The organism is Nitrosopumilus sp., from assembly GCF_025699125.1.
In the GTDB taxonomy this organism is placed as follows: domain Archaea; phylum Thermoproteota; class Nitrososphaeria; order Nitrososphaerales; family Nitrosopumilaceae; genus Nitrosopumilus.
This window is the reverse complement of record NZ_JAILWC010000002.1, coordinates 293,545-308,422: the sequence shown is the minus strand read 5'-3', so window position 1 is coordinate 308,422 and position 14,878 is coordinate 293,545. Positions and strand designations below refer to the sequence as shown.

The window sequence follows — 14,878 nt, the reverse complement described above, 5'->3', positions numbered from 1 at the left end:
CCTCTTAATTTGATATCTCTGATGCTATATTTTCAAGCATAATTTTTTTTACTTGTTCAATATTTTGAGAGTTTCCTAGCGCCCACATTGCTTTTACTAGTGCAACTTCTGGAATCATATTTTCCAGTGGAATTATGCCTAAATTAAGTAAATCACGACCACTTTCATAAACTGTCATTCTGACTCTACCATCAATGCACTGTGAAGTCATACCTAGAAAAATTCCTTTGTCATTTGCCTTTTTTACGCTATCATACATTGTTCTTCCAATATGGCCTAATCCTGTTCCTTCAAAAATTATTCCTTTGTATCCCATCTCTATTATTTTTTCTAACAAATCTGAATCATAACCGGGATGATATTTTACTAGTGCAACTTTAGTGTCCAAATTGATTCTTGGTTGAAATTCATTTGTTTTAAAAAAATCTTCTTTAATGTTTTTTTGAATCTGATTTTCTGCAATTATGAATGCAGGAACATCACCAATTGTTTGAAATGCACCTCTTTTACTAGTGTGATTTTTTCTTACTCTAGTTCCTATGTGGCATGCAACTGTTTCATCATTTTCATCATGATGCATTACAATATAGACGCCTTTGGCATTACTTGTGGTGATAAATTTTGTTGCTCCAATCAAATTTAATGCTGCATCTGATGAAGCACGATCTGAAGATCTTTGAGAACCTACAAGTACAATAGGTATTGAAAATCCTGCTAGTGCAAATGAAAGAAAGGATGATGTATAATGCATCGTGTCTGTACCATGTGCAACAATTATTCCTGAATAATCTGATTTAGAATATTCATTTATTTTTTCAGCAATTTTTAACCAATGCTCTGGCATGATGTTTTCAGAATATTCTGAAAATAAGACCTCTGCATCTATATTTGCAATCTGTGCAAGTTCAGGAACAGATGCATTTAGTTCTGCAGCTGTTAACACAGGAGTCACTGAACCTGTTCTATAATCGATTTTACTTGCAATTGTTCCCCCAGTTGATAATAGTAAAATTTTTGGCAATCCTTCAGTTTTCTCTATACTTTCAGTTTTTTCTATTATTTTTTCTGTGACTTGATTCTTCTCAATTTTTTCAATATTGGCAATTTCTAATCCAATATTGTATCCATTTTTTAATTTCAAAACAATATGCTTGTCATCACTGTGCTCGTACCTTGGCATTATTATGCCTGAATAAGTGATATCAGCGGTAATCTTAACAGAATCTCCTACTGCAATTTGATTTGTCTTTAAGAATTCTAGCGAATTACCTTCATATCCTCTGTACTCTGACATTTACGAGACTTAGATTTGTTATTTTATTAAAACTACCTGTAATAGGATGCCACTAGTTTTTCGCCTAACTTTAGATCTTTTTGCTCTCTGACTTTTTTTACTGCTTCTTCAAAGTGCTTCATAGTTACCTTTGCATCAATGGTAGTTTTCTCAATGTCTTTTTCATCTGGATGTGAATCTAAAAATTCGTGAATAACAAGAGATACTGCAGTATTTGCAATGGATGCTGTATCTGCACCGCTGAGTCCATCAGTTAGATCGGCAATTTTCTCAATATCTACATGCTGAGGATCGCTTGCATCGTCAATTATTGGAATTTTTGCTGCATTAATTTTCAAGATGCTCTTTCTACTTTCTTTATCTGGAAGTGGAATCTGGATAATTTTATCAAATCTTCCTGGTCTTAGTAATGCCGGATCTATCATGTCTGCTCTATTTGTTGCCGCTAATACAATAACGCCGTGCATATTTTCCATTCCGTCTAATTCAGTAAGTAATTGACTGACAACTCTTTCAGTAACTGCTGTTTCTCCACCTGCGCCTCTGATTGGTGCAATAGAATCTATTTCGTCAAAGAATATGACACATGGAGCAGACTGACGTGCTCTTTTGAAGATCTCTCTGATTCCTCTTTCTGATTCTCCTACCCATTTTGATAGCAGTTCGGGACCTCTGACTGAAACAAAGTTTGCCTCACTTTGTGTAGCTACTGCTTTTGCAAGTAATGTCTTGCCTGTTCCGCTTGGACCATGAAGCAAGATTCCTCTTGGCATAGTATGTCCTAATTTATCATAAAGACCAGGATATTTCATTGGCCACTCTACAGCTTCTTGCAGCTCACGTTTGACATCTTCCAATCCTCCAACATCGTCCCATTTTACATCTGGATTCTCTATGAAAACTTCTCTCATACCAGATGGTGTTACTTCAATCAAAGCTTTGAGGAAGTCATCATTGTTCACAATTAATTTATCCAAAGTTTCTGGAGGAATTTTTTCTTCTTCTAAATTAAGAATAGGCAGTAATCTTCTCAAACATTTCATTGCAGCCTCTTTACATAGATATTCCAAGTCTGCACCAACATAGCCGTGACTTACTGCTGAGATCTTATCTATATTGACATCGTCTGATAGTGGCATGTTTCTACTGTGAATTGCAAGAATGTCTTTTCTTCCTTTTTTGTCTGGAACTTTAATCTCGATTTCTCTGTCAAATCTTCCCGGTCTTCTAAGTGCAGGATCAATTGCATTTGGTCTATTTGTTGCAGAAATTACAATTACTTTTCCTCTAGCTTCTAGACCGTCCATTAATGATAACATTTGAGAAACTACTCTTCTTTCAACTTCTCCAGTAACTTCTTCTCTTTTTGGTGCAATGGAATCTATTTCATCAACAAAGATAATTGATGGAGATTTCTCTCTTGCCTCTTTGAAAATTTCTCTTAGTCTAGCTTCACTCTCTCCGTAAAACTTGCTCATGATTTCTGGACCTGAAATACTGATAAAATGTGCATTACTTTCATTTGCTACTGCTTTTGCAAGTAATGTCTTACCTGTTCCTGGTGGACCATATAGCAATACACCTTTTGGTGCTTCAATTCCCAACTTTTCAAAAATTTCAGGATGTCTTAATGGAAGCTCTATCATTTCTCTGACTTTTTTAATCTCATCTGTTAAACCGCCAATATCTTCATAGGTTACCTGTGGAACTCCACGTAGTGTCTCTCCTTTTTCTGCAATATGGAAAACAGTTTTTTGAGTAACCAAAACTGCATCAGCTGCAGGGGTAACTCCAATAACTTGAAAAGTTAAACGTCCACCAAAATATGGAACCATTACATTATCACCCTTAATCAATGGAACACTCTCTAGTGCATCTGCAAGATATCTTTCATCAATTGGAGGAATTGCTTCTAATGGAGCAACTACTATTTTTTCTGCAGCCACTGCTTTTATTTTTCTAACCGAAATTGTGTCTCCAATTGCAATTCCTGAATTATTTCTACCTAGTCCATCAATTCTAATAATTCCTTTTCCTTCATCAGATGGGTACAACGGAAGGCATTTTGCAACTGTTCTTCTTTTACCTTTTATTTCTATAACATCGCCTGTAGAGGCATTTAGAGTATCCATAGAATCATAATCGATTCTTGCTACGCCTCTCCCAACATCTCTAGTATATGCTTCGAGAACTTTGAGAGAAAGACCGCTTTGGCTCATATAGAAATGCCCTCTGTCTAATTTTTATACCTTTGTGGTAATTTTCTTAACTTACAATAGCCATCACAAGCTTAAAATCCTCTTTACGTAGGAAACGATCAACTTGGGTAAAAGACCATTAGTAAGAAGACGTGGCCGTGGAGGAATGCAATTTAGGTCTACATCTACTGGTAAAGTAGGTTCCAAGGCAAATTATCCTCGTTTTCCACTTGCAGAACAGCATGAAGGTGAAATTATTGATTTGGTTCATGAACGTGGACGAGAAGCACCTTTAGCAAAAATCAGATTTGAGAATGGATCTGTTTCATACGTTCCGGCAATTCTTGGAGCTAGAGTAGGCGAAACTTTACAATTTGGATTAAAATCAAAGATTGAGAAAGGAAATGTAATTAGTGTTCAAAACATTCCTGATGGCACAATTGTTTGTAATATTGAAAAGCATTTTGGAGATGGTGGCGCTATAGTAAAGTCAGCAGGTACCAATGCAACTATTTTCTCTCATGGTGATGAGGGTGTTACTGTTAAACTACCATCTGGAAGATTTACCACATTAAATCCAAAAAACAGAGCAATGATTGGCACTCTTGCTGGTGGTGGAGCTAGTGAACGACACTTTATGAGTGCAGGTAACAAATGGCGTAGCTTTAAAGCTAAAGGAAAGAAATATCCAATTGTCAGAGGTGTTGCTCAAGCAGCATATGTTCACCCACACGGTGGTGGTCGTCATCAACACGTCGGTCAAAGCTCAACTGTTTCAAGAGATGCCCCACCTGGTGCAAAGGTAGGTAGCATCGCTGCAAGAAAGACTGGTAGAGCTAGAATTAAAGAAAGAAGATAGTTTTTCTTTAACCTAAAATTGATTAATGACTCTATGAAATCTACCTTTAATGTCAAAGCAACGAATTAGAATTTTTGTAACAGGTAGAGTACAAGGAGTTTTTTTTCGTCAGACATTAAAAGCTAAAGCAAAACAAAATAATGTTTACGGGTGGGTCAAAAATTTGAAGGACGGCCGTGTTGAGGCTGTTTTAGAAGGAGACACAGAAAAAGTTACTAGACTTGTTGAATGGGCTCATGGCGGACCTGCAAATGCAATAGTTGAAGATGTAGAAATACGAAATGAAAAGTTCACGGGGGAATTTACAAAATTTGACGTTGCATACTAGTGAATTTTTTCAAATGCTTCTTTAATCAAATCTCCAAACTCTGAAATTTTTTGCTCTTTGCTTATCTGAATAATCTGTACTGGCTCTTTTCTGTCTTTTTGAATTTTTATAATCACTCCTTCTTTCTGAGGTTCTACATCTGCAAACCATCTAAAAGTAATTGATTTACAAAAAACCACTCTGTGCATCCTGATGTTCTCAACAACATTTTCTCCTAAAGAAAAGCAAAATTCTCTAATGGAATCAAAAAGAGGCAGCACTGAACTTGGAATCTGTTTTTTAAAATCCTCGTAATTTCTTTTATTTCCAAATGAGATGATTCCTTCCATGACTTTGCAGTTTTTATTTAAATTATAAAGGTAGTAGCTCTGCTGGCTCCAGTCTAGACGAATAGCCCCATTTCAAGGCATACAAGATCCGCCACGTTGACGAGGAAGCGTGGATGCTCCACCTTAGGATTGCTCCCTCCCGGACCTCATCCCTTTCGATGGTTCGGTCTTAGAAGTTATCCCTTCGGATATTTCTAGTCCTGCAACCACCCGCCTCGGCGTGATTTCATTTCCGCACACCAAGCGGGAATTACCCATCTAGAGATTTACCCAACAGTTGCTGATCTCTGCATATAGCCGGTTTCAGAACAGGGCACGGCTAGCACCCTAATCCTCCCTACTACCGTTTTTTCTAAAGAAAGTATGTTATATTTGCATAACGAGGACATCTTATATTATACATGACTAGGCATTTTTAAAATTCATGAATATATCTTTTAATGATTTTCTTTCAGTTTTAAAACCATGTTGCAAACTGAGCATATCTTACCAGTACATTCAGTTCCACACTTTTCACAAACTGTTTTTTCTTTTGAATTTGAAGTCTTTACACTTTGAGAAACTTTGAGAATTGATTGATACAAATTATTTTTAATTCCACTGTGTTGGTTTTCTAGAGAATTTAGAAATTCACGAATCTCCGTTCTAATCCCTTCATTCATGTGTGGGCAAGGCTCTGATTGAAATGGAATATCATTTGTAAATGCATAAAATACTATTTCAGATTCATATATTTCACAGAATGGTTTTATCTTTCTTAAAGAATTTGAAGATGTATCAGGATCCATCCATCCAATCTTTGTTGTGTCTCCTGAAAGCATGTTTATGACAAACGTTTGTAATGTGTCATCTAGATTGTGGCCGGTTGCAATAACATCAGCTCCAACATCGTTTGCTGCAAAATCAATTGCGCGTCTTCTCAAAATACCGCAAATTGAACAGGAGGAAGTTTTTTCATTTTCTCTTAATTCTAATGCTTCATCCAATGTTAATTCGAACAAGTCTTTGTAAGAGTAAACTTTGTGTTCTACATTTAATTTCTCACAAAAATTTTCAACAATTTCCAGCGCTTCATTTCTGTATCCTGGAATTCCCTCGTCTATCGTAACTGCTATTATTCTAAAATTATGTGTTAATGCCATTTCATGAATAATTTTTAGTAATGCTAAGGAATCCTTTCCTCCAGATACTGCAACTGCTACTAGTTCACTGTGCTTTATCATATTATATTTTGAAATAGTTTTGGCTGTTTTCCTTACAATGGAGTTTGAGAAACAAACTGAGCATAATTTTTGTCCAGAATATTTTCGTGTGTATACTGCTGGATTTTCACATTTATCGCAGATCATGAACTTGTTGGTATTTTTTCATTAATGATTCTTTAGGTGATTTCTAAATTGTAAACCAGCCAGATTTCATATATGATAAAGCAATGTTGAGCCCAAATAGAACAAATGTGAATGCGTAAATTCCCCACATTACAACATTTACTGACTTGTCTGATATTTTTTTATCAATTATTGTATGGATAAATTTACCGCCATCCAATATTGGAAGAGGAAGCATATTGATGATTCCTATGAAAAATGAAATCATCCATAACCATAACAAAAACATTGAAACATTGGGATCATTCCATTCAATGAAATTCATTAGTGGTTTGTAAGCAAATGTATTGTCTCTCATAATTCCAATTAATCCTCTTTCAGGATCTTCAGGTGATGGAATAATTTCAACACCGAAATCTAATTCTTGACCGTCTCTAATTACTGAGACACTTGCTGTTTCACCCGGACTCAAACTGGGAAAATCCGCCGGACTGTAGATCGGTATTCCATTAATGGATGTGATTATGTCATTTGCCAATAATCCTGCTTGCTCAGCTCCAGAGTTTTCAATTATTGAAAGAATCAAAACTCCACTTGGTAATTCATAGAACGTAGTTAGGAGTGGTTCAGGCAAAACCATTGCAAAAAATGGGTTTGTCAATAAAATCAATCCCAAACCAAATGCAAAAATTACATTTGCCGTAGCTCCTGCACCAATAACCCTTAACTTTGAAATCTTTTTTGCTTTTTCAAATTCTTCCTCATCTGGTTCTACAAATCCTGCAAACATTGCGATAAATATTGCAAAGCCACCTGTCTTGATCTTTATTTTTTCCAATGCTGCAACTATTCCATGTGCACCTTCATGAACTACCAGAACTATTGGAATTGAAAGTAAAAAGAATGTAATTGATGATGCCGATGTTAACGTGATTCCTGGAATAAGTACTGTTAATTCTGAAAAGTCATCTTGTGCAACAAAAAAGTTTGAAACATTATTTAGCAAAAACCAAAATGCAAATCCCATCATAACAAATCCTGCAATTACACTCGTATCAGCAAAAACCCTGATTCCTCTTCTAGTCCTGCTTAGAACTTTATTTAGAACTACATTAACTCCTTTGTTTTTGTATACTAGACTGTACGCCTTTATTTCAAAACCATATTTTTCTACCTTTAGAGCTTTTGCGATAATCACTATCATAACCCATGCAATTAAGACATAGATGATCGAATTCTGAGTAATAAAATCAAGTTCCAAACTAATTGTTAATTTTTTAAAGAACGTACATTTATCGGTTACTATGAAACCAGTAATAATCGTCTCAACATATCCTGATAAAAAATCAATTTCAAAAATTGCAAATGAACTTGTAAAAAATAAGACCATTGCATGTGTCAATGTTTCAAAAATCTCATCAATTTATTCTTGGAAGGGAAAAATTGAAAACTCATCTGAATATATTGCAATTTTCAAAACTGTGACAAAAAATAAGAAACTATTAAAAAAGAAAATTTTGGAAACTCATCCATATGAAGTCCCAGAGATAGCCGAACTAACCGTTTCCTCACTCAACAAATCATATCTTAACTGGTTGATTGAATCTACCAATTAGGTTTCTATTGCATATCGTAACAATGAAACTATTCCACCCAAACCAGTAACTCTTAAACCAATGTCTGTTGATGAATCAACACTGTAAATCTTTACACCTTTACTCTCAGCATCATTAAGAAAATCCATGATCTTTTGTTCATCATTTTCCTGTATGATTCTATCTGAGAACACCAAAGATTCAACTGCCCCCATCTGATTTGTCTTAAAAGTTTCTTCAAACCCCATAGTGAATTTGTTACTTTTTTTATTAGCAAGAAGCATTACCTCGTCAATTATTGTTGAAGCCTTGGCTAATTTGCTATCTGACATTATCTCCTGCATTGCTTTAGATTTTGTAAATGTGTAAATTCCATCTTCTCCGCCAGAATCAATTCCTTCTACAACTTTGATTTTGAATTTTTGAGATTTTTCAATAAAATTTGCAAATCTTTTCTTTGTTTCACCAGGACCAAAAATTATTATTGAATCTTCTTTTTTAGAAATAGAAAATATTGCTTGTTGTACTTGTTCAAAGAATTTTTCAATATTGAAATTTGTCTTGTATCTTTTACCTCCAGAGCCTGAATAAATATTTGGCATAAATTCTAAATGAGTTCCTTTCAATCTTGCAATTCCACAATCAGCAGTATCAATGGCTACAAGTACAAAACCATTTTGACTATTTGATTCTAAAAGTTTCTTCTCTATGGGTGACCATTTTTTCTTTGAAATTGTAATTCCGTCATTTATTTTTAAAATAAACGAATGATGTGATCCGTGAGGCACTGCTTCATTACTTGATTCATAAATTGTTCCTCCAACTCTTAGCCTGTCCAATACATCATCTAGAGAAATTTTTTCCACAATTAATGCAATTCTGACTTTGATCCTTTCACCTTTGTCTGGTCTAGAATAATCCTTGTCCTGTTTTAGAACCCTTGTTGTATCACCTATTACTTTGTCATCTTTCTTAATTATTCGACGTAGATTCAAAAGGTCATCAGAATCTTCTGGCATGACTGAAATTGAATTCTCATCAATAGTCTTTGTAATCATGATAGTATTCTAATCTACAAAAAGAAAAGAGTTTAGCTTGTGACTTCGTTTGTCTTTGTCTCTTCTGTTTTTTTCTTTAGATAATTTTCAACCCAATCCAAAGTAAGGACACCTGATTCTGCAAGATTTGTAAGAGAATTTGCTGAAGCTTCTCCTGAAACTTTGCCATTGTTTCGTCTTAACTGACGCCATTTCAAGGATGTATTTCCACTTTTTGAATTATAGATTATTCCTAGAATATCTCTTGCATTGACAAATGTGATGTCTCTTATTTTTTTCAAAGTTACTTTATCGGCTGCTTCAACATAAATTGCACCCAGATTGTCCTCTCTTTCTGCAAATACCTCTGAATCCTCCAAGTAGCTTCGTGGTGCATAAGATTTACAGGTACTTGAAATGATAAATCTTCTAAAACTTTCCAATGAAGCCGGAGTATCAATTGCAACCATTTTGAAAGATTGAACTCTTAGCCATTTATCAAGCTTCTTGAAAGACTCAATAGGAATCTGCCTAAAATATGCATGCAGGCAGTGATGAACCTATCCCTTTGATTGATGATGAGGATCTTGAGTTCTGAGCCTACCTTAGGTTTTTAATGTTTAATCTGTGTCAAAAAATATGAAATCTCTAACAGAATATCTTACGTTTGAAGTTAAAACACGGAGAGCATTTGTAAACATTACAAATGATGTTAGAGATCTTGTTGTAAAAAGCAAAGTCAAGGAAGGATTGTGTCTTGTAAATGCCATGCATATCACTGCTAGTGTTTTTATCAATGACAATGAAGGTGGTTTACTCCATGATTATGAAAAATGGTTGGAAGGATTAGCCCCACACGAGCCAACAAACCATTATGATCACAACAAAACAGGAGAAGACAATGCAGATGCTCATCTTAAAAGACAAGTCATGGGAAGAGAAGTGGTAATAGCAATAACTAACGGAGAATTGGATTTTGGACCCTGGGAAGAAATTTTCTATGGAGAATTCGACGGTAAAAGACCAAAGCGAGTATTAGTTAAAATTATTGGCGAATAATCATCCGAAATCTACATCACGTTTCTGACTTTGTGATTCATTCTTTCTTGCAGCGGCTCTGAACTCTTCGTCGTGATTTTGAGGACCGTGTCCACACTTTACACATGCAATCTTGAATCCATCCTCATACTTTTCATATGTTTCACACCCACAAAAACATGCCATGATTCAATTCAATTTCTAAGATGATATATCTTTTGGGATGTAATTTCACTTATGCTGATTTACAACATTCGCCCATAGGGATTTCATGATCATGTGGACATTTCCTTGGATGGTTTAACATGGTACACAATGCATCTGTAAATTGTTTTTTCATGTGGTGTTCAATGCCACAAACCATCTCCTCGTCAATTTCAACTTTTAATGCACTGTCCATTAGTACCTCTAGTAATCTGCTGTTTCTCATCATGCTTGCACCTATTCTTTCGCCATCCTCTGTAAGTTTCACACCTGCCTTGTTGTAATTCACAAGATTCTTACTGTTTAATTTCTTGAGCATCTGAACAACACTTGGTTGCCTTACATTGAGCATTTTAGCAATGGTGCTAATCTTGACATCCTCCCCCCTTTCCTTGATATGCCAGATTGCCTTGAGATACATCTCTACATGTTCTGCTTCTGCAGTTCCTACAAAGAGAGTCTCTTCATCATCACTTAATGCATCCATATTATATTACCTTAGAGTCTTTTAATAAATATTCAAAGTATTGACGCGCAAATCCTGCTAACCCTGCATGATCTGCCCAAATTGCTACAACATCTGAAGTGTTTGCACCGCCAATTTCCGGGCCCAACAAAATCACAACATATCTTTTATCAGAAATTATTCCCCCTCCAAACAAGCCCTTCTTAATTTTTACAGTTGCAACTCTTTTTATTGCCTTGATTGATTCTTTATCCATTTTGTCTGAAGTGAGAATTGTAATTTCCACTCCTTTATCATGTAATGATCTAAGTTTTGGCAATGCCTGCTTTACTAGCTCTACTCCAGCTTCTGGCAACGCAATCATTACCTCGTTTCTGCACGTATCTACCATCTCTAGAATTTTAGCTGCAATGTTTATTGCACCTGACAATACCCAAATATCTGGCCTTTCACTCGTGCCGCTTTTTTCATACAATGGAACTAATTCATTTAAAATTACACTTTGGTTCTGCGAAAAATCTGTCTCCATTTTCTGTTTTGTCGTTTCCAGTCCAGTAGATGGTGACTTTGCAAAATATTTCGTTGGTCTAGAGTCATCTGATCCAATCCAGCCTTTATCTTCCAGAGTTCCTAGTACTTCGTAAATTTTCGAATATGGCACTCCTGATTTCTGACTAAGGTCGGATGCTGTTAACTCTCCAGCTTTGAGTAATGCAGAAAATGTTCTGATCTCGTAACTTGTAAGACCGATTTTTTCTAATGCCTTTCTTGTTTTATCAGATATGCTCATATGCGATCTAGTCGACCAGTTTTGGTATTTAAATCAGGTATGCCCAATTACTAAATTCCACACGGGGGCTAGTATGAAATGCATTATATAGTATTTCAGAAGAATTCCGATAACAGGTATGGCATTAATTCAGATATCCAATCAATCAAGTAAAAATTTAGGTAAAAAGTCCACAATTAGATTCACTCAAAGTATCTGTCCAGATTGCAACATGATTCTGGATGCCGAAGTCTTTGAGCGAGATAACAAGGTCTTCATGTCCAAAGTCTGTCCAACTCACGGTGAATGTGAGGAATTGTATTTTGGCTCTTATGAAATGTACAAGAAATTCAGTACTTACTGGATGGACGGTAAAGGCGCTCATTCTCCAAACGTAATGATTGACAAATGTTCCTGTCCAAATAACTGTGGATTATGCTCAAACCATCTCTCTCACAGCGGACTTGCAAACATGATTGTAACTAATAGATGTGATTTAACATGCTGGTATTGCTTCTTTTATGTAAAGAAAGGCCTTGAAGGCGCTTACATGTACGAACCAGATCATACCCAAGTCAGAGCAATGATGAAGACTTTGCGAGCTGAAAGACCAATTCCAGGAAACTCTATGCAAATCACTGGTGGTGAACCAATGCTCAGAGAAGATATCGCCGATGTTATCAAAATTATGAAAGAGGAAGGCGTTGACCATATCCAGATGAACACTAATGGAATTAGACATGCAATGGATCCAGAAGCAGCAAGAGAAGTAAGACTAGCCGGTTGTAACAACTTGTATCTTTCCTTTGATGGTGTAACTGCAAGAACAAATCCTAAAAACCACTGGGAGATTCCATATGCACTAGATAGTTGCAGAAAGACAGGTACTACTGTAGTATTTGTTCCAACGGTTATCAAATCAATTAATGATCATGAACTAGGCGGAATTATCAGATATGCTCAAAAGAACATGGATGTAGTTCACGCTGTTAATTTCCAACCTGTCTCCCTAACTGGAAGAATGGGTAAATCCGAACGTGAAAAATACAGAATCACAGTTCCTGATTGTGTTCAAAGAATTGAAGAGCAAACAAACGGTGAAGTAACTGTAGATGACTGGTTCCCAGTTCCAAGTTGCATGCCACTGACTAATGTAATTGAAGCATTCTCTAGCAAGCCAAAATACGAATTATCAATCCACTTTGCATGTGGTGCAGGAACATACATCTTTGAAGATGCAGATACAAAGAAATTTGTTCCATTAACTAAATTCTGTGATATTCAGGGAATGTTAGAACTATTTGAAGACAAAGCAGAAGAGATTCGCTCTGGTAAAAACAAATACTTTACAATGCTTGAAGTTGTAAGAAAACTCAAAGGATTCGTTGATACTAAAAAGCAACCAGCAGGCTTGGATTTGGCAAAGATGTTTGGTAACATTCTCATGAAGAGATCATTTGATTCAGTAGGATCTTGGCACGTCAAGGGATTATTCCTTGGCATGATGCACTTTCAAGACAAATACAACGAAGATTTGGAAAGACTGCAAAGATGTGATATTCACTATCTTACTCCTGATCTCAGAATAGTTCCATTCTGTGCATTTAACGTAATTCCAGAATGGTACAGAGATAGAATCCAAAAGAAATATTCCATCACTGTAGAGGAATGGGAAGAAAGAGAAGGCGTCAAATTAGAAGATGGTCTTTATCGTGGTCTTATGAGACGTGGAGCAGGTGACGAACTTGCTGCTGGCTGTGCAAAGAGCCAGATGTTCCATGATGCTGCACAAGCAACAATGTAGATTTCAAAATTTGTAATCACCTTAAAAAATCAATACTGTATAATTTTATTTTATGCTATCAGTTTTCCTAAAATTCAAAAAACATCTAAAATCAGATCAAATAATGAAGTTAATTCATTTGTTTTTCCCAAAATTTTCTCATGGGTTTGTTTCAGTGTGATTCTATCAAAGTTTTCATTATGCCTTTGAGTAATATTTTCACTGCAATTCTTTAACATGTTATGCTACTGTTATTTTTTTTAAAAGAGGTTTTGCAATAATTGGTGTTAACACTGTAGTAATAAAACAAATTGCCACTGCAACCGAAAATAAAGTAAGATCTAAAATCCCAACAGAATATGCTAAAGCAGTAATAGCAAGACCAACAGTTCCTCGTCCGTTTAACAATGATGCTGTTGCCAAACTTTCCACCTTTGACAATTTACATAATCTAGCACCAATAAATCCGCCTAGAGTTTTACCAAAAATACCTAATACCACCAATAATGCTAATGGAAGTATGGCTGTATCTAATGATTGACCACTGAATTTTATTCCAAGAATTGCAAAAAATAATGGTGCAAAAAATCCAAATGTTACTCCAGATAATATTCCATATGATTTATCAGATTCTCTTTTACCAAGTACTTTTCCACTAAAAATCAATCCTGCAAAGAAAGTACCTATGATAAAATGAAGGCCAGCTAGTTGTGCTAAAAGTGATAATGTTATTGTCATAATTATCAAAATACCAAACGTAGCTTCTCTGGTCTTAGCTTTTGTAAAGAATAATTCTAATCTATGTGGGAACCAATAATTGAATTTGTGAATAGCAAATGCTAAAAATATAATTCCAACAAGATAGATCAACATAGGAATTATTGATAATCCCATATCAACAACATTAAGTGATGTGCTTTCTGTCATGTGCATTTGTAAAATCACTGCAAGTATGACCAATGATATTATGTCATCTACTACTGCAACAGACATTACAGTATTACCAATTTTTGTTTTTAAGATTCCCAATTCCAATAAAATTATAGCACTAACTGGTACTGATGTAACCGACAACAATAATCCCATAAACATTGATTGAATTAATGATGAACCAAAAATAACTGATATTTGAAAACCTATGAAAAAAGGTATCACTAAGGAAAATACAGATATTATGAATGCAGATTTACCTGTTTTTTTAAGTTCTTTTAGATCCATTTCAAGTCCTATGAACAACATGATAAAGAAAATTGCAATTGTTGAAATCAGTTCAAGATTTTCATTTGGAATGATGATTCCAAATATTGTGGGTCCAAGTATTATTCCTGCAAGTAGTTCACCTCCTAAAGCAGGTTGTTTAAATCTACGAAATAATTCACCAAGAAGTCTAGCTACTGCTAATAATATTACAATACTGACAAATATTTGTTCTAACTCCAATATCGTTTAAAATAATCTAATCTATATCAAAATTGTTTTTTTACAGGACAAAATCCCTACAAATAGTTGTCTTAATTTTAGTTATCCTAACTTTCTATGATGAAGATGTTAAACTAGAAGATGGTCTTTACAGAGGTCTAATGAGATGTGGTGTAGGTGATGAGCTTACCGCTGGCTGTGTAGAGTCAAGCGTTTCATGATACTGCTCAA

General features: G+C 35.3%; 16 protein-coding genes and 1 other RNA gene. 5 read left to right on the top strand and 12 right to left on the bottom strand.

Annotated elements, in window-relative coordinates; all coding sequences use genetic code 11:
• Positions 1–4 precede the first annotated feature (4 nt).
• Together gatD and K5783_RS07215 are read right to left on the bottom strand one after the other, a co-directional pair.
• Positions 5–1,294 carry a Glu-tRNA(Gln) amidotransferase subunit GatD gene (gene gatD / locus K5783_RS07220; RefSeq protein WP_297473353.1) on the bottom strand — a complete coding sequence of 430 codons (1,290 nt, stop codon included), beginning with the start codon at positions 1,292–1,294 and terminating at the stop codon, positions 5–7.
• Between the two features lie 32 nt (positions 1,295–1,326).
• On the bottom strand, positions 1,327–3,513 hold the full coding sequence (locus tag K5783_RS07215; protein ID WP_297473351.1) for a CDC48 family AAA ATPase: 2,187 nt from the start codon (positions 3,511–3,513) through the stop codon (positions 1,327–1,329).
• Between the two features lie 103 nt (positions 3,514–3,616).
• On the opposite strand from K5783_RS07215, the gene K5783_RS07210 reads away from it, so the two are divergent.
• Together K5783_RS07210 and K5783_RS07205 are read left to right on the top strand one after the other, a co-directional pair.
• Positions 3,617–4,351, top strand: a complete 735-nt coding sequence (locus tag K5783_RS07210; RefSeq protein ID WP_297473348.1) for a 50S ribosomal protein L2 — start codon at positions 3,617–3,619, stop codon at positions 4,349–4,351.
• 49 nt (positions 4,352–4,400) lie between these two features.
• Positions 4,401–4,679, top strand: a complete 279-nt coding sequence (locus K5783_RS07205) for an acylphosphatase (RefSeq protein WP_297473346.1) — start codon at positions 4,401–4,403, stop codon at positions 4,677–4,679.
• Here the strand turns inward: K5783_RS07205 and K5783_RS07200 are convergent.
• From K5783_RS07200 to K5783_RS07185, 4 genes are all read right to left on the bottom strand, one after another.
• Complete coding sequence (locus tag K5783_RS07200) at positions 4,676–5,008, bottom strand: DUF5655 domain-containing protein (RefSeq protein ID WP_297473344.1); 333 nt, start codon at positions 5,006–5,008, stop codon at positions 4,676–4,678. The genes K5783_RS07205 and K5783_RS07200 overlap by 4 nt on opposite strands.
• Positions 5,009–5,039: 31 nt before the next feature.
• An RNA gene (gene ffs / locus K5783_RS07195) (signal recognition particle sRNA) lies at positions 5,040–5,351 on the bottom strand.
• Between the two features lie 94 nt (positions 5,352–5,445).
• A complete protein-coding gene (locus K5783_RS07190; RefSeq protein ID WP_297473343.1) occupies positions 5,446–6,357 on the bottom strand; it encodes a TIGR00269 family protein in 912 nt (303 codons plus the stop codon).
• 43 nt (positions 6,358–6,400) lie between these two features.
• Positions 6,401–7,552 (bottom strand): site-2 protease family protein, encoded by a 1,152-nt coding sequence (locus K5783_RS07185; RefSeq protein ID WP_366939174.1) that lies wholly within the window; start codon positions 7,550–7,552, stop codon positions 6,401–6,403.
• An 88-nt stretch (positions 7,553–7,640) separates the two neighbouring features.
• Here K5783_RS07185 and cutA point away from each other — a divergent pair, with 88 nt between their 5' ends.
• Positions 7,641–7,952 (top strand): divalent cation tolerance protein CutA, encoded by a 312-nt coding sequence (gene cutA, locus K5783_RS07180; protein ID WP_297473339.1) that lies wholly within the window; start codon positions 7,641–7,643, stop codon positions 7,950–7,952.
• Here cutA and K5783_RS07175 read toward each other — a convergent pair.
• A complete protein-coding gene (locus tag K5783_RS07175; protein ID WP_297473336.1) occupies positions 7,949–8,989 on the bottom strand; it encodes an mRNA surveillance protein pelota in 1,041 nt (346 codons plus the stop codon). The genes cutA and K5783_RS07175 overlap by 4 nt on opposite strands.
• A gap of 32 nt (positions 8,990–9,021) precedes the next feature.
• Positions 9,022–9,438: a hypothetical protein gene (locus K5783_RS07170; RefSeq protein ID WP_109877793.1), complete on the bottom strand. Its 417-nt coding sequence runs from the start codon at positions 9,436–9,438 to the stop codon at positions 9,022–9,024.
• A 169-nt stretch (positions 9,439–9,607) separates the two neighbouring features.
• Here K5783_RS07170 and K5783_RS07165 point away from each other — a divergent pair, with 169 nt between their 5' ends.
• Complete coding sequence (locus tag K5783_RS07165; RefSeq protein ID WP_297473334.1) at positions 9,608–10,027, top strand: secondary thiamine-phosphate synthase enzyme YjbQ; 420 nt, start codon at positions 9,608–9,610, stop codon at positions 10,025–10,027.
• Here the strand turns inward: K5783_RS07165 and K5783_RS07160 are convergent, their stop codons facing one another.
• Genes K5783_RS07160 through K5783_RS07150 form a run of 3 tightly spaced genes read right to left on the bottom strand, consistent with a single transcriptional unit; the run spans position 10,028 to position 11,466 of the window.
• On the bottom strand, positions 10,028–10,192 hold the full coding sequence (locus K5783_RS07160) for a hypothetical protein (protein WP_200829120.1): 165 nt from the start codon (positions 10,190–10,192) through the stop codon (positions 10,028–10,030).
• A gap of 49 nt (positions 10,193–10,241) precedes the next feature.
• Positions 10,242–10,697 (bottom strand): metal-dependent transcriptional regulator, encoded by a 456-nt coding sequence (locus tag K5783_RS07155; protein WP_297473331.1) that lies wholly within the window; start codon positions 10,695–10,697, stop codon positions 10,242–10,244.
• A gap of 1 nt (position 10,698) precedes the next feature.
• Positions 10,699–11,466: a TrmB family transcriptional regulator gene (locus K5783_RS07150; RefSeq protein WP_109877789.1), complete on the bottom strand. Its 768-nt coding sequence runs from the start codon at positions 11,464–11,466 to the stop codon at positions 10,699–10,701.
• Between the two features lie 118 nt (positions 11,467–11,584).
• On the opposite strand from K5783_RS07150, the gene tes reads away from it, so the two are divergent.
• On the top strand, positions 11,585–13,249 hold the full coding sequence (gene tes / locus K5783_RS07145) for a tetraether lipid synthase Tes (protein ID WP_200829119.1): 1,665 nt from the start codon (positions 11,585–11,587) through the stop codon (positions 13,247–13,249).
• A 219-nt stretch (positions 13,250–13,468) separates the two neighbouring features.
• On the opposite strand, the gene K5783_RS07140 is transcribed toward tes, so the two are convergent.
• The gene (locus tag K5783_RS07140; RefSeq protein WP_297473328.1) at positions 13,469–14,668 is read right to left on the bottom strand and encodes a cation:proton antiporter; all 1,200 of its coding nucleotides are present in this window, start codon (positions 14,666–14,668) and stop codon (positions 13,469–13,471) included.
• Between the last annotated feature and the right edge of the window lie 210 nt (positions 14,669–14,878).

Coding starts and splice junctions, on each gene's coding strand:
- K5783_RS07155 (WP_297473331.1), bottom strand. CDS start 10,697: ATGGATGCATTAAGTGATGATGAAGAGACTCTCTTTGTAGGAACTGCA.
- cutA (WP_297473339.1), top strand. CDS start 7,641: ATGAAACCAGTAATAATCGTCTCAACATATCCTGATAAAAAATCAATT.
- K5783_RS07215 (WP_297473351.1), bottom strand. CDS start 3,513: ATGAGCCAAAGCGGTCTTTCTCTCAAAGTTCTCGAAGCATATACTAGA.
- K5783_RS07175 (WP_297473336.1), bottom strand. CDS start 8,989: ATGATTACAAAGACTATTGATGAGAATTCAATTTCAGTCATGCCAGAA.
- K5783_RS07190 (WP_297473343.1), bottom strand. CDS start 6,357: ATGATCTGCGATAAATGTGAAAATCCAGCAGTATACACACGAAAATAT.
- K5783_RS07200 (WP_297473344.1), bottom strand. CDS start 5,008: ATGGAAGGAATCATCTCATTTGGAAATAAAAGAAATTACGAGGATTTT.
- tes (WP_200829119.1), top strand. CDS start 11,585: ATGGCATTAATTCAGATATCCAATCAATCAAGTAAAAATTTAGGTAAA.
- K5783_RS07165 (WP_297473334.1), top strand. CDS start 9,608: ATGAAATCTCTAACAGAATATCTTACGTTTGAAGTTAAAACACGGAGA.
- K5783_RS07205 (WP_297473346.1), top strand. CDS start 4,401: ATGTCAAAGCAACGAATTAGAATTTTTGTAACAGGTAGAGTACAAGGA.
- K5783_RS07150 (WP_109877789.1), bottom strand. CDS start 11,466: ATGAGCATATCTGATAAAACAAGAAAGGCATTAGAAAAAATCGGTCTT.
- gatD (WP_297473353.1), bottom strand. CDS start 1,294: ATGTCAGAGTACAGAGGATATGAAGGTAATTCGCTAGAATTCTTAAAG.
- K5783_RS07160 (WP_200829120.1), bottom strand. CDS start 10,192: ATGGCATGTTTTTGTGGGTGTGAAACATATGAAAAGTATGAGGATGGA.
- K5783_RS07170 (WP_109877793.1), bottom strand. CDS start 9,438: ATGGTTGCAATTGATACTCCGGCTTCATTGGAAAGTTTTAGAAGATTT.